The following is a 12,960-nucleotide window of genomic DNA, read 5'->3' on the forward strand; positions in this document are numbered from 1 at the left end:
TGCTGTGCGCCAGGACCTAGCGTGGAGTTCCGCCGGGCAAAACGTCCGCGTGCAGGGTCTCCAGAACGTCGCCATCCAGCGCTATGCGTGATGACTGGATGAACTGGGGCGCTTCGTCAACCCTGTCAACGCCAAAGCTCGCCAGCGCCGGCACGCCGTCTCCACCGATGACCAGCGGTGCCCGGAACCAGGCCAGACGGTCCACCAGGCCCTGGCGTAGCAGCGCGGCACCGAGATGCCCTCCGCCCTCGACCAGAAGACCGTTCACGCCCTTTTTTGCGAGGCCGGCCAGCGCCTCCTCAAGCGCACAGTGCCCGAAGGCGTCCTTGCCGACCTGCAGCACCTCGACCCCGGCCTCGGCGTAGGCCCGCAACCGCTCCGAGGGGTTGCCCTGGTGGGTAACCAGAAGCGTCGGCACCTGGGCGGCACGGGCGACCAGGTCATGGGTCAGCGGCAGGCGGAGCCGGCCGTCGACGACAACCCGCAGCGGCGAGGCCCGCTCCAGACCTGCAAGACGCACGTCCAGGCGCGGGTTGTCCAGAACCGCCGTACCGCTGCCCACCAGAACGGCATCGGCCTGCGCCCGCAGAAGATGCCCCCGGCGGCGCGACAGCTGGCCGGTGATCCACTGGCTGTGACCCTTGTGGGTGGCGATGCGGCCGTCCTGAGAGGTCGCCAGTTTCAGCGTGACTGCGGGGCGTCCCCGCAGGATACGGGAAAAGAACCCGGCGTTGAGGTCACGGGCGGCATCGCCGCAGAGGCCGAGGTCGACCGCAATCCCCGCGTCGCGCAGCCGCGCCAGACCACGCCCGCTGACACGGGGGTCCGGGTCCTCGACGGCGATCACCGCCCTGGCGATCCCGGCTTCGACCAGCGCGTCGGCGCAGGGCGGCGTGCGCCCATGATGGGAACAGGGCTCCAGCGTGACATAGGCTGTCGCGCCGGCAGCCGCGCCGCGCGACCGGCGCAGCGCCTCGGTCTCGGCATGCGGCCGGCCGCCGGGCTGGGTCCAGCCGCGGCCGATGATGCGGCCTTCCTTTACCAGCAGGCAGCCGACGGCCGGATTGGGAGCAACAGACCCGAGGCCGCGGACCGCCAGGCCCAGAGCGACCTCCATGAATGCCCGATCTTGGCGGTCAGTCGTCTCCGTCACCGAGCTTGCCAACGAACTCTTCGAAGTCCCGCGCTTCGCGGAAGTTCCTGTAGACCGAGGCGAAGCGCACGTAGGCCACCTGATCGAGATTGGCCAGCGCATCCATCACCAGTTCGCCAATCAGCTTCGTCGGGATCTCCGACTCCCCGGAAGACTCCAGCCGCCGCACCATGCCGTTGACGACACGATCCAGGCGGTCCGGATCAACCGGGCGCTTTTGCAGCGCCAGGGCCATCGAGCGCATCAGCTTGTCCCGGTCGAAAGGTTCGCGTTTTCCGGTCGACTTGACGACCGTCAACTCCCGCAACTGGACGCGCTCGAAGGTGGTGAAACGGGCGCCGCAGTTGGGACACTGGCGGCGGCGCCTGATCGCCGAGTTGTCTTCGGTGGGCCTTGAGTCCTTAACCTGCGTGTCCTCGTTACCGCAAAACGGACAGCGCATACCTCCCCCTCTCTCTGGTCTCCCTTATCTGACAGCGCGGTGCTGCCGGGCAGTCTTTCCGCCGCCGACCTTCTTCACCCGCCGCTGACACTTAGATGTCCATATCGGGATAGATGGGGAAACGCGCGCAGAGGGCGCGGACATCCTGGCGGACCGCCTGCTCCACCTGGCCGTTGTCCTCTCCCTTGGCCGCCAGTCCGTCAAGGACCCGGCCGATCAGGGCGCCGACGGTGCGGAACTCCTCGGCGCCAAAACCCCGGGTGGTCGCCGCCGGCGTGCCCAGGCGGATCCCCGACGTCACCGTCGGCTTTTCCGGATCGAAGGGAATCCCGTTCTTGTTGCAGGTGATGCCCGCCCGATCGAGGCTCTCCTCCGCAACGTTCCCCGTCAGTCCCTTCGGACGCAGGTCGACCAGCATCAGGTGCGTATCCGTTCCGCCGGTCACGATGTCGAAGCCTTCAGCCATCATGGCATCGGCCAGAACCTTCGCATTGTCGGCAACCCGCCGGGAGTAGGCCTTGAACTCCGGCCGCAGCGCCTCGCCGAAGGCGGCGGCCTTCGATGCGATCGCATGCATCAACGGCCCGCCCTGAAGGCCTGGGAAGGCGGCCGAGTTGATCTTCTTGCCCAGGTCCAGGTCGTTGGAGAGGATCATCCCCCCGCGTCCGGCCCGCAACGTTTTGTGCGTGGTGGTGGTGACCACATGGGCGTGGGGCAGCGGACTGGGATGAACGCCGCCGGCCACCAGACCGGCAAAGTGCGCCATGTCGACCATGAAATAGGCACCGACCTTGTCGGCGATCTCGCGGAAACGCGCAAAGTCGATGAAGCGCGGATAGGCGGAGCCGCCGGCGATGATGAGCTTGGGCTTGTGCTCGTCGGCGAGCCGTTCGACCTCGTCGAAGTCGATCAGACCATCCTGTCGCCGGACGCCGTACTGGACGGCATCGAACCACTTGCCGGAGAGGTTGGGCTTGGCGCCGTGGGTCAGGTGGCCGCCCGCCGAGAGCGCCATGCCGAGGATGGTGTCGCCCGGCTGCAGCAGGGCCAGGGCTACGCACTGATTGGCCTGGGCGCCGGAGTGCGGCTGCACATTGACGAACTCGCAGCCGAAAAGCTGCTTGGCCCGCTTGATGGCCAGTTCCTCGGCAACGTCAACATATTCGCAGCCCCCGTAGTAGCGGCGGCCGGGATAGCCTTCCGCATACTTGTTGGTGAGGACGGAGCCCTGCGCCTCCAGCACGGCCAGCGAAACGACGTTTTCGGAAGCGATCAGTTCGATCTGCTCCTGCTGCCGCCGCAGTTCACCGCGGATGGCTTCGGCCAGTTCGGGGTCGGTCTCGCTCAGATGGGCGGAGAAGAAGGTGTCCTGTTGCGGCAGGGTCCTGGCGGCATCGGCAGCAGTCATTGGCGCTCACATCTCCTGACGGAAAGGGCATTCAGCCCAACTTGGTCACCCGCCGGGCATGGCGGTCGCCGGCGAAATCGGTGTTGAGGAAGGTATGCAGGCAATCCTTGGCCACGACCTCGCCGATCAGGCGCGCGCCCAGGGCAAGGACATTGGCGTCGTTGTGCTCCCGGCAGAGCCGGGCCGAAGTCTCGTCGTGGCAGAGCGCCGCACGCACCCCGGGATGCCGGTTGGCGGCGATCGAAATCCCGATCCCGGTGCCGCAGACGACCACGCCGCGATCGGCCTTACCGGAGGTTACGGCGTCTGCGACCGCCTTGCCGAAGTCCGGATAGTCCACGGAGGTGGACCCATCGTCGGTGCCGAGGTCCGAGACCTCGTAGCCGGCAGCCTGCAGTTCCTCCACCAGCTTCGCCTTAAGGTCAAAGCCGGCGTGATCGGCCGCGATTGCGATCGATTTCGGCACCATGGTCCTCGATTGCCCATCCAGTCCGGAAAACCGGCGGACCCTACCATATGTCGCAGTCGCGTGAAAAGCCGCCACAAGGTCTCGCGGCGGCGTAATCTGTGGATTCGGTGTCGCCTGGGCGCCAAAGGCGCCGAAGTGTCGCCTGGGCGCAAAGGTCCTTGCAGGCGTACCGGCAGATCGAACTAGGCGATCAGCCCGCCACGCTGGCCGTCCGCCCGCTTCTTCAAGACATACTCGAGCTTCCGCGCCGCGAGGCGCTCCAGTTCGACCTGCCCGGCGGAGGGCGGCCCGACAATGGAGACCTCGGCCGAGGTCATCGTGTCGACGGCGGAGACCTTCACATAGCCCCCCACCCTCTGGAACTCGAAGATGATTTCACGGGTCTGTTGCATGGACACATTCTCAATCACTTATGGCAAACAAACCCTTAACACCGCTTTGTGTCTTCATGATGACAGCGGGCGCGGGCCCGCCACGCCTGCATACGCCAGCATGTCCGGACTTCAAGGGTCGCCAAGCAGGCGGCTTTCTGGCCTCCTGGATCTGCGCTATATCTGAACGCATAAGTGTTCCCCCGATGAAAAGGACCGATTTCCCATGTCCCAGGCCGCTGCCACAGCGGGGCCCGTCCCCGGCCCCTCCTCCAAGGTCCAGTTCGACTGGCAGGACCCGCTGCTGTTCGACGATCAACTGAGCGAAGACGAGCGGATGATCCGGGATGCGGCCCGCGCTTACTGCCAGGACGCCCTGATGCCGCGCATTCTGGACGCCAATCGCAACGAGGTTTTCGACCGCGCGATCATGACGGAGATGGGCTCGCTGGGGCTGCTCGGCTCGACCCTGCCGGAGGAATACGGCTGCGCCGGAACCAACCACGTCGGCTACGGATTGATCGCCCGCGAGGTGGAGCGCGTCGACTCAGGCTACCGCTCGGCGATGTCGGTCCAGTCGAGCTTGGTCATGCACCCGATCTACGCCTACGGCACCGAAGCCCAGCGCCAGCGATTCCTGCCGGGGCTGGCGCGCGGCGACCTCGTTGGCTGTTTCGGCCTGACGGAACCCGATCACGGTTCGGACCCCGGCGGCATGCGCACGCGCGCCCGTGCGGCGGACGGCGGCTATCGTCTGACCGGATCCAAGATGTGGATCACCAATGCGCCGATCGCCGATGTCTTCATCGTCTGGGCAAAGGACGACAGCGACACGATCCGCGGCTTCATTCTCGAAAAGGGCATGGAGGGACTGAGCGCGCCGAAGATCGAGGGCAAGTTCTCGCTGCGCGCCTCGATCACCGGTGAGATTGTCATGGAGGACGTCTTCGTTCCGGCGGAGAACCTGCTGCCCGGAGTGTCCGGATTGAAGGGACCTTTCGGGTGCCTCAACAAGGCGCGCTTCGGTATCTCCTGGGGCGCCTGGGGCGCTGCCGAGTTCTGCTGGCAGGCCGCGCGCGACTACACGCTTGAGCGCAAGCAGTTCGGCCGGCCGCTGGCGGCCACACAGCTGGTGCAGAAGAAACTGGCCGACATGCAGACGGAGATCACGCTCGGCCTGCAGGCAAGCCTGCGGCTGGGCCGTCTGCTGGACGAAGGCAAGGGAGCGCCGGAGGCCATTTCACTGTGCAAGCGCAACGCCTGCGGCAAGGCGCTGGATATCGCCCGCCAGGCCCGCGACATGCACGGTGGCAACGGCATCGCCGACGAGTATCACGTGATCCGCCATGCGATGAACCTGGAGGCGGTGAACACCTACGAAGGCACCCACGATGTCCACGCCCTGATCCTGGGGCGGGCGCAGACAGGCCTTCAGGCCTTCTTCTAGGCCTCTTTCAGGGAGCCAGAAAGCAAAGCAGCCCCGGCCGCAAGCGGCGGCCGGGGCTTAGCTTTATGCGAAGGGCAATACCGCCCGGCCCGGCAGACCGGGGGGTACGAAGCTGTTACGCAGCGCTCAGATTGCGCGCCATGCTGGCCGGCGTCGACCAGAACTGCTGAACCCGCCGCAGCGCATGATTGGCCGCGTCCAGGCCGTCTTCCGACAGCTGGCCCTCGGTCAGCTGCGTGGCGTGCTGATCGAAAAGCGCCGAGATGCTGCGATAGACAGCGATGCCCTTTTCGGACGCGCGGACATGGAAGGACCGGCGGTCGTGGGGCGAGCGCTCCTGAATGAGATAGCCGTGCTCGACCATCTTCTTCACGTTGTAGGAGACGTTTGAGCCCAGGTAGTACCCACGCTGGGTCAGTTCGCCGATCGACAGCTCTTCATCGCCGATGTTGAACAGGATAAGGGCCTGAACGTTGTTCAGGTCCCGGATGCCCTGGCGGTCGAGGTCGGCCTTGATGACTTCAAGACACTGACGGTGCAGCCGCTCCACCAGGCTGATCAGGTCAAGATACTTCGACTTCACGGTACCCTCGCATTGCTCTTTGATTGGAAGCCTCTTGGCATTCCTACAAGGCTAACGGGGAGCCTGTTAAACTTTACTTAACAGATGAGGGAATTATCTTATTGATTTAAAACGATATTCACTGAGTTTCCGCTGATTGCCACAGTCTTTGGCGGCCAGGAGCCGGCGGTCCCCGGCACTGCCGGAGCGCATGAAACCCTCACACCTCCTGCTTTCCCTGGATCAGCTTGATAATCGCCGAATAGTCGAGACCGCCGTGACCGGCGTTGACGAAGAGGGTGTAGAGAGCCGCCGCTTCGGCGCCCAGGGGCGTAGCCGCCCCCGCATGATTGGCGGCGGTCTGGGCGAGCTTCAGGTCCTTGTGCATCATGGCCGCGGCGAAGCCCGGCTGATAATCCCGGTTGGCCGCCGCGGTCTCGACCAGCCCCGGGACCGGGTTGTGGTTGAGCATCGCCCAGCAGGACCCTGAGGCGGCGGAACTGATATCGAAGAGGTCTTTGGGATCGAGCCCCAGCTTCTGCCCGAGGGTGAAGGCTTCGGAAATCGCGATCATGGAAATGCCGAGGATCATGTTGTTGCAGATCTTGGCGGCCTGGCCGTTGCCGGCGCCCCCGGCATGGACGATGTTGCGCCCCATGATCTCCAAGCAGCCTTTGGCCCTCTCAAAGGCCGCAGCCTCGCCGCCGACCATGAACGTCAGGGTCCCCGCCTCCGCGCCGGCGACGCCGCCGGAAACGGGCGCGTCAATCATTGCGTGGCCCTCGGCGGCGGCTGCGCCGTGCACCTCCCGCGCGGTCGCCACGTCGATGGTCGAGCAATCGATAAAGAGGCTGTCGGCACCGGCCCGGGCCAGAAGGCCGTCCTGCCCCGTGTAGACCGAGCGCACGTGCTCACCGGCGGGCAGCATGGTGACGAGGATGCCGGTGCCGTCCAGGAGCGCGTTCCGCTCGGCCACCACCGAGAGCCCGGCGGCGGCGGCCGCATCGCGTGCGGCGGCAACCACATCGAAGCCGACGACCTCGTGCCCCGCCGCCAGAAGGTTCTTCGCCATCGGCAGCCCCATGTTGCCCAGGCCAAGAAATCCGATCCGCGCCATCTCTTCCTCCCCTTTGATTGCTTTGCCCTGTCGAGGGCTTTGCACCGTCGAGTGCTTTGTTCTCAGCGGGCTTCGTTTGCGGTCCGCTACGGAAACGTCAGGTCCCGCTCACCCAGGGGGCGGAAGTGTGCTTCCACCGCCTCGGCAGTCACCTCCGGCAAGGCTGCCGGCTTCCACTTCGGCTGGTTGTCCTTGTCGACCAGCACCGCGCGAATGCCCTCGTAGAAGTCGGCCCCGGCCATGAAGGCCTGACTGAGCCGGTACTCGTCGACCATCGCACTGTCGAAGTCCATGCCCTCGCCGCGCGTCACCTGCGCGAAGGTCACCTTCAGACTCGTCGGAGACTGGCGGCGGATGATCTTGGCGATCTTGGCCGGCCAGTCGCCGGCTTCCGCATCCAGGGCTTCCAGGATCTGTTCGACCGAAGGGGCCGCAAAGCAACGGTCGATCAGCCGGCGGTGATCAGCCAGCGCAGCGGCGCCCGGCTCGGTCTTGAAGCGATCGATGACGGCGTCGACAACACGCTCCGGCGCTGCACTGCTCCAATCCGCCGCAGCGAAAGCCTCCGTCAGCGCCGCCATCCTGTCACTGGCGACGACGTCGGTGGCCAGCCCGCAGTAGAGCGCATCGGCAGCATCCAGCCGCCAGCCGGTCAGGGCCAGAAAGAGGCCGAGCTTGCCGGGCAGCCGCGGCAGGAAGTAGGTGCCCCCGACATCCGGGAACAGCCCGATGCCGGTTTCCGGCATCGCCAGCATCGTCCGCTCCGTCGCCACACGATGACTGCCATGAACCGAAAGGCCGACCCCTCCGCCCATGGTGATGCCGTCGATCAGCGCCACATAGGGCTTGGAGAAGACGTGGATCATGCGGTTCAACCGGTACTCCTCCCGGAAGAACTCCCGCGTCAGTTCGCCCCCGTTGAGACCAGCTTCGTAAACCGCGCGCACATCGCCGCCGGCGCAAAAAGCACGCTCGCCCGCCCCGCTGATCACCACGGCCTTGATCTCCGGCGCGGCGCGCCAGGCCTCCAGGCGCGGCATCATGGCGTGGATCATATCCAGGGTCAGCGCGTTCAGCGCCTTCGGCCGGTTCAGCGTAATGAACCCGGTTCCACCCTTCTCCTCGAACTCGATCTCGGTCCCTTCAGTCATACAACGGTATCACCCTATCCTGTCGTGTTACTCACCAAGCAGTCGGCGCGCGATGATGACCCGCATGATCTCGTTGGTCCCTTCCAGAATCTGGTGGACACGCACGTCACGCAGAAAGCGCTCGACCGGGTATTCGCGAATGTAGCCATAGCCGCCGTGCAGCTGCAGGGCGTCGTTGCAGATGTCGAAGGCAGCATCCGTCGCGTAGCGCTTGGCCATCGCGCAGTGCAGGGTCTTGTCGGGCGCGCCTTCGTCCAGCATGGCCGCAGCGCGCCAGACCATCAGCCGCGCGGCTTCCAGACGGGTCGCCATGTCGGCATACCTGAACTGAAGCGCCTGGAATTGACTGAGGGACTGTCCGAACTGACGGCGCACGGTCATGTGTTCGCGCGCGGCCTCCAGGCAGGCCCTGGCTCCCCCCAGTGAACAGGCGCCGATGTTCACGCGCCCGCCGTCAAGGCCCATCATTGCGAACTTGAAGCCCTCACCCTCGCTGCCGAGCAGATTGGCGGCGGGCACCCGGGCATCTTCGAAGATGACCGCCGCAGTCGGCTGGCTGTTCCAGCCGAGTTTCTTTTCCTGCTTGCCGAAGGACAGCCCTTCCGTCTCCTTGGGAACGACCAGGGCCGAGATGCCCGCCGGCCCCGCGCCGCCGGTCCGGCACATGACGATATAGACGTCGCTGGCACCGCCGCCGGAGATGAAAGCCTTCGAGCCGTTGAGGACATAATGGTCGCCGTCCTTGCGGGCGGAGGTCTTCAACGACGCGGCGTCCGAGCCCGAGCCCGGCTCGGTCAGGCAATAGCTGCCGAAATGCTCCATCGTCAGCAGCCTTGGCAGGAAGCGCTCGCGCAGGTCGTCCGCGCCAAAGCTGTCGATCATCCAGGCAACCATATTGTGGATCGACATGTACGCTGCAGTCGATACACAGGCCGCGGCCAGTTCCTCAAAGATGACGGCCGCGTCGAAGCGCGTCAGCCCGGCCCCGCCGGACTGCTCGCGCACATAGATCCCGGCCAGGCCGAGGGCGGCCGCCTTACGCAGTGTCTCGACCGGAAACTCACAGGCTTCGTCCCAACGCGCGGCATGCGGCGCCATCTCTTCCGCCGCGAACTGGCGGGCCATGTCCTGGAAGGCGCGCTGTTCATCGTTGAGATTGAAGGACATGGTGACCCCGCAGGACGAAGCAGAGAGGCAAAGGAGGAAACGGCGGCGATGATAGGGCCGGACCGCGTTCTGTCAATCGACCTCGCCGCAAGGCCCTCCGGCCAGCCGGAACGTCGGCGGCCTGCGTTTGCGCAGGGAAGCTGCGGACCGGGGTCTTTGGCTGCCAGGGGCGGCCGGTCTCCCGCCCCGGTTGAGCGGCCGAGGGGCCGCCGGCGAACCGCGCGGGACAAGAGACTTGACATTGAGCCGGCTTCGTCGTTCCTTGCTGAGACAGCGCCGATTTGGTCTCAGCTTGCGGGCGCTCAAGAAATGCGGCTAAACGAGTGGTGAAAACCGCCCGGGTCAGCCGCGGCGGTTTTTTGCTGAGGAAGGCATGAGGTCTGACCCTCCCAAGGGGTTCGCGGTGATTTGAGGGGTAGCTTGCTCCGCGTCAACAAAAGCTAAAAATCCACTCCTGGGTGGGCCCCTCTGGGAGATGACGTTCCAGGACGACCAAAGGCAAGCGAGGGCCCAGACATGACCAAAACCCTGAAGAAGACGCTGAACCCGGAAACCCTGGCACTGCATGCCGGCTACCGCAGCGACCCCCATACCGGCTCTGTTGCCGTTCCCATCTACCAGACCACGTCCTACGAGTTCCAGGACACGGATCACGCGGCAAACCTCTTTGCGCTGAAAGAGCTCGGCAACATCTACACGCGGATCATGAACCCGACCTGCGACGTCCTGGAGCAGCGGGTTACGGCGATCGAGGGTGGGGCCGCCGCGCTGGCGGTTTCCTCCGGCCAGGCCGCGTCCGCCATCGCGATCCAGAACATCGCCCGCTCCGGCGACAACATCGTCAGTTCGACCGACCTCTACGGCGGCACCTGGAATCTCTTCGCCAACACCCTGAACACCTTCGGCATCGAGGTGCGTTTCGTCGACCCGGCCGATCCGGAAAACTTCCGCCGCGCCACCGATGAGCGGACCCGCGCCTACTACGCGGAGACCCTGCCGAACCCCAAGCTCGCCGTCTTTCCCATCGGCGAAGTCGCCGCCATCGGCAACGAACTGGGTGTGCCGCTGATCGTCGACAACACGGCCGCCCCCGTGATCTGCCAGCCCTTCAAGCACGGCGCCCACATCGTCGTCTACTCGACGACCAAGTACATCGGCGGACACGGCACCTCCATCGGCGGCCTCCTGGTGGACGGCGGCACCTTCGACTGGGAAAAGCACGGAGAGCGCTTCCCGCTGCTGACCCAGCCCGACCCCAGCTACCACGGCGCCGTCTGGACCGAGGCGGCCAAGCCGCTGGGGCCCATCGCCTATATCCTGAAGGCAAGGGTCACGCTGCAACGCGACCTCGGCTACGCCATGAGCCCCTTCAACGCGTTTCAGTTCATTCAGGGGCTGGAGACCCTGCCGCTGCGCATCCGCGAGCACAGCCGCAATGCCACGCGGGTGGCGGCGTTCCTCGACGGCCACGCGGACGTCACCAACGTGATTCATCCCTCGCTGCAGGACGGTGAGAACCGGCGCCGGGCCGATGCCTATCTCGACGGTGGCTATGGCGGGCTCGTCGGCTTCGAACTGGCGGGCGGCAAAGATGCCGGGCGCCGCTTCATCGACTCGCTGAACCTGTTCTATCACGTCGCCAACATCGGCGATGCGCGCAGTCTGGCGATCCACCCGGCGACCACGACCCACTCACAGCTTGCCCCGGAAGAGCAGCTGGCGACCGGTGTCACCGACGGCTACGTGCGCCTTTCGATCGGCATCGAGCATATCGACGACATCCTGGCCGACCTGGATCAGGCTCTGGCCGCCGTGCGGGGCTCAGCGGCCGCAGCGGAGTAACCGCCCGGTCTTCTCACCCGGGTGTTGGTGCGGCCGGACGGCGAGGGTCCGGCCGCACCCAACGCCCCCGGGCAGCAGCCGAACGAGACCAACACAACCATGTCCTATAAGATCGCAGAAAACGCCGCCCTCATCATCGTCGACTTCCAAAAGGCCATCGACGACTCCAGATGGGAGCGCCGCAACAACCCTGACGCCGAGGGCAACGCGGCCAGACTGCTCGAGGCCTGGCGCGCTGCAGGAAGACCGGTCCTTCATGTCCAGCACCTGTCCACAGAACCGGACTCCCCCTACCGGCCCGCGCAGCCGGGCTGCGACTTCAAAGACCTGCTGGCGCCGGGTCCCGGCGAAATCGTGGTCCAGAAACGCACCAACAACGCCTTCATCGACACCGGCCTGGAGGCCACCCTGCGCGGCTTTGGCATCGGCGAGGTGGTGATTGCCGGTGTCCTGCTGCACAACTCCGTCGATGCGACGGTCCGCATGGCCGGAAACCTGGGCTTCCGGACCTGGCTCGTCGAGGACGCGACCGCCAGTATCGACCTGACCGACCTCGATGGGCGCCTTTGGTCTGCGGAGGACGTCCACGCGCTCAGTCTGGCCCAGTTGAATGGAGAGTATGCCAGTGTCGTCCGCACGGAGCCTTTTCTGGCTGCGCTGCAGACGCTTGTTGCCGATGGCGCGCCGGCCTAAACTGGGGGTCGCCGCAGTTTGCGCGCAAAACCGAAGGAATCCGGGGCCCAGAGAACGCAATGACCGACCTTTCCAAGAAAGAAACGCCTTCCCTTCGCGCCGTTCCGGAACAGGAGCAGGCGGCACCGGCGCGCGCACCGGAGAGCCTGGGCGCCTATCCGCAGATCCGTCTGCGGCGCAACCGCCGCGCGGGCTGGATCCGACGGATGGTGGCGGAGAACCGCCTCACGGTGGACGACCTGATCTGGCCGGTCTTCGTCCACGACGAGAACGGACGCAAGCCGGTGGCATCAATGCCCGGCGTCGATCGCGTCGGCCTGGATTGCCTTGTCGACACGATCGGTAAAGGCAGCGACCTCGGGTTGGGCGCCGTCGCCCTGTTCCCCTACACCGAACAGGCGCTGAAAACCTCAGATTGCGAGGAGGCGGTCAACCCAAACAATCTGATCTGCCGCGCCGTGCGCCAGATCAAGCAGGCCTTCCCGGAGGTCGGGGTGATCTGCGACGTGGCGCTGGACCCCTACAACGCCGATGGTCACGATGGCCTGGTGCGGGGCGGCGAGGTTCTGAACGATCAGTCGATCGAGGTTCTTTGCCAGCAAGCTCTGATCCAGGCGCAGGCCGGCTGCGACGTCGTCGCGCCGTCCGACATGATGGACGGACGGATCGGCGCCGTGCGCACTGCGCTCGACGAGGCCGGGCTCAACCATGTCGCCATCATCGCCTACGCTGCAAAGTATGCCAGCTGCTTCTACGGGCCGTTCCGCGACGCTGTCGGCTCGGGGACCAACCTAGCCGGCGACAAGAAGACCTATCAGATGGACCCAGCCAACAGCGACGAGGCCCTGCGGGAAGTTGCGTTGGACCTGCAGGAAGGCGCCGACATGATCATGGTGAAGCCCGGTATGCCTTACCTGGACATCATCCGGCGGGTGAAGGACCGCTTCGCCGTGCCGACCTCCGCCTATCAGGTGAGCGGCGAGTACGCGATGATCAAGGCAGCCGCCGCGAACGGCTGGCTGGACAACGACAAGGCTGTGATGGAAAGCCTGCTCGCCTTCAAGCGCGCGGGGGCCGATGCGATCCTGACCTACGCGGCGCCTGAGGCAGCACGTCTGCTGCAGGCGGACTAGCAGCT

The 12,960-nt window shown here is 65.5% G+C and carries 13 protein-coding genes; 4 read left to right on the forward strand and 9 right to left on the reverse strand.

The genetic code is table 11. The features are described from left to right. Positions 1-16: 16 nt before the first annotated feature. The 5 genes from ribD to ACO06P_RS03160 form a co-directional block, all read right to left on the reverse strand. On the reverse strand, positions 17-1,117 hold the full coding sequence (ribD, locus tag ACO06P_RS03140; RefSeq protein WP_420348555.1) for a bifunctional diaminohydroxyphosphoribosylaminopyrimidine deaminase/5-amino-6-(5-phosphoribosylamino)uracil reductase RibD: 1,101 nt from the start codon (positions 1,115-1,117) through the stop codon (positions 17-19). A 19-nt stretch (positions 1,118-1,136) separates the two neighbouring features. Next, positions 1,137-1,595 (reverse strand): transcriptional regulator NrdR, encoded by a 459-nt coding sequence (gene nrdR, locus ACO06P_RS03145; protein WP_299392391.1) that lies wholly within the window; start codon positions 1,593-1,595, stop codon positions 1,137-1,139. Between the two features lie 91 nt (positions 1,596-1,686). Next, positions 1,687-3,003 carry a serine hydroxymethyltransferase gene (gene glyA, locus ACO06P_RS03150; protein ID WP_420348556.1) on the reverse strand — a complete coding sequence of 439 codons (1,317 nt, stop codon included), beginning with the start codon at positions 3,001-3,003 and terminating at the stop codon, positions 1,687-1,689. A 31-nt stretch (positions 3,004-3,034) separates the two neighbouring features. Further along, the gene (rpiB, locus tag ACO06P_RS03155; RefSeq protein ID WP_420348557.1) at positions 3,035-3,472 is read right to left on the reverse strand and encodes a ribose 5-phosphate isomerase B; all 438 of its coding nucleotides are present in this window, start codon (positions 3,470-3,472) and stop codon (positions 3,035-3,037) included. 182 nt (positions 3,473-3,654) lie between these two features. Beyond that, positions 3,655-3,864 (reverse strand): DUF6898 family protein, encoded by a 210-nt coding sequence (locus ACO06P_RS03160; RefSeq protein ID WP_299392398.1) that lies wholly within the window; start codon positions 3,862-3,864, stop codon positions 3,655-3,657. 205 nt (positions 3,865-4,069) lie between these two features. Between ACO06P_RS03160 and ACO06P_RS03165 the strand changes: the two genes are divergently transcribed. Continuing rightward, positions 4,070-5,290 (forward strand): acyl-CoA dehydrogenase, encoded by a 1,221-nt coding sequence (locus tag ACO06P_RS03165; protein WP_420348558.1) that lies wholly within the window; start codon positions 4,070-4,072, stop codon positions 5,288-5,290. Between the two features lie 115 nt (positions 5,291-5,405). Here ACO06P_RS03165 and ACO06P_RS03170 read toward each other — a convergent pair whose 3' ends face one another. The 4 genes from ACO06P_RS03170 to ACO06P_RS03185 form a co-directional block, all read right to left on the reverse strand. Continuing rightward, entirely contained in the window at positions 5,406-5,873 is a 468-nt protein-coding gene (locus ACO06P_RS03170; RefSeq protein WP_420348559.1) for a MarR family winged helix-turn-helix transcriptional regulator, read from the reverse strand. 199 nt (positions 5,874-6,072) lie between these two features. Beyond that, the gene (gene mmsB / locus ACO06P_RS03175) at positions 6,073-6,969 is read right to left on the reverse strand and encodes a 3-hydroxyisobutyrate dehydrogenase (protein ID WP_420348560.1); all 897 of its coding nucleotides are present in this window, start codon (positions 6,967-6,969) and stop codon (positions 6,073-6,075) included. Between the two features lie 86 nt (positions 6,970-7,055). After that, entirely contained in the window at positions 7,056-8,120 is a 1,065-nt protein-coding gene (locus ACO06P_RS03180) for an enoyl-CoA hydratase/isomerase family protein (protein ID WP_420348561.1), read from the reverse strand. A gap of 27 nt (positions 8,121-8,147) precedes the next feature. Further along, the gene (locus ACO06P_RS03185; RefSeq protein ID WP_420348562.1) at positions 8,148-9,287 is read right to left on the reverse strand and encodes an isobutyryl-CoA dehydrogenase; all 1,140 of its coding nucleotides are present in this window, start codon (positions 9,285-9,287) and stop codon (positions 8,148-8,150) included. A gap of 516 nt (positions 9,288-9,803) precedes the next feature. On the opposite strand from ACO06P_RS03185, the gene ACO06P_RS03190 reads away from it, so the two are divergent. The 3 genes from ACO06P_RS03190 (at position 9,804) to hemB (ending at position 12,955) form a co-directional block, all read left to right on the forward strand. Next, a complete protein-coding gene (locus tag ACO06P_RS03190; protein WP_420348563.1) occupies positions 9,804-11,129 on the forward strand; it encodes an O-acetylhomoserine aminocarboxypropyltransferase/cysteine synthase family protein in 1,326 nt (441 codons plus the stop codon). 99 nt (positions 11,130-11,228) lie between these two features. Beyond that, a complete protein-coding gene (locus tag ACO06P_RS03195; RefSeq protein ID WP_420348564.1) occupies positions 11,229-11,822 on the forward strand; it encodes a cysteine hydrolase family protein in 594 nt (197 codons plus the stop codon). 59 nt (positions 11,823-11,881) lie between these two features. Then, complete coding sequence (gene hemB / locus ACO06P_RS03200) at positions 11,882-12,955, forward strand: porphobilinogen synthase (RefSeq protein WP_420348565.1); 1,074 nt, start codon at positions 11,882-11,884, stop codon at positions 12,953-12,955. The last annotated feature ends 5 nt before the right edge of the window (positions 12,956-12,960 follow it).

Origin of the sequence: Pelagibius sp. (assembly GCF_965227505.1) — a bacterium.
Taxonomy (GTDB): Bacteria; Pseudomonadota; Alphaproteobacteria; order Kiloniellales; family Kiloniellaceae; genus Pelagibius.

Excerpts from the sequence above, each read along its gene's own strand:
- ribD (WP_420348555.1), bottom strand. The coding sequence starts at position 1,117 with ATGGAGGTCGCTCTGGGCCTGGCGGTCCGCGGCCTCGGGTCTGTTGCT.
- nrdR (WP_299392391.1), bottom strand. The coding sequence starts at position 1,595 with ATGCGCTGTCCGTTTTGCGGTAACGAGGACACGCAGGTTAAGGACTCA.
- glyA (WP_420348556.1), bottom strand. The coding sequence starts at position 3,003 with ATGACTGCTGCCGATGCCGCCAGGACCCTGCCGCAACAGGACACCTTC.
- rpiB (WP_420348557.1), bottom strand. The coding sequence starts at position 3,472 with ATGGTGCCGAAATCGATCGCAATCGCGGCCGATCACGCCGGCTTTGAC.
- ACO06P_RS03160 (WP_299392398.1), bottom strand. The coding sequence starts at position 3,864 with ATGCAACAGACCCGTGAAATCATCTTCGAGTTCCAGAGGGTGGGGGGC.
- ACO06P_RS03165 (WP_420348558.1), top strand. The coding sequence starts at position 4,070 with ATGTCCCAGGCCGCTGCCACAGCGGGGCCCGTCCCCGGCCCCTCCTCC.
- mmsB (WP_420348560.1), bottom strand. The coding sequence starts at position 6,969 with ATGGCGCGGATCGGATTTCTTGGCCTGGGCAACATGGGGCTGCCGATG.
- ACO06P_RS03180 (WP_420348561.1), bottom strand. The coding sequence starts at position 8,120 with ATGACTGAAGGGACCGAGATCGAGTTCGAGGAGAAGGGTGGAACCGGG.
- ACO06P_RS03185 (WP_420348562.1), bottom strand. The coding sequence starts at position 9,287 with ATGTCCTTCAATCTCAACGATGAACAGCGCGCCTTCCAGGACATGGCC.
- ACO06P_RS03190 (WP_420348563.1), top strand. The coding sequence starts at position 9,804 with ATGACCAAAACCCTGAAGAAGACGCTGAACCCGGAAACCCTGGCACTG.
- ACO06P_RS03195 (WP_420348564.1), top strand. The coding sequence starts at position 11,229 with ATGTCCTATAAGATCGCAGAAAACGCCGCCCTCATCATCGTCGACTTC.
- hemB (WP_420348565.1), top strand. The coding sequence starts at position 11,882 with ATGACCGACCTTTCCAAGAAAGAAACGCCTTCCCTTCGCGCCGTTCCG.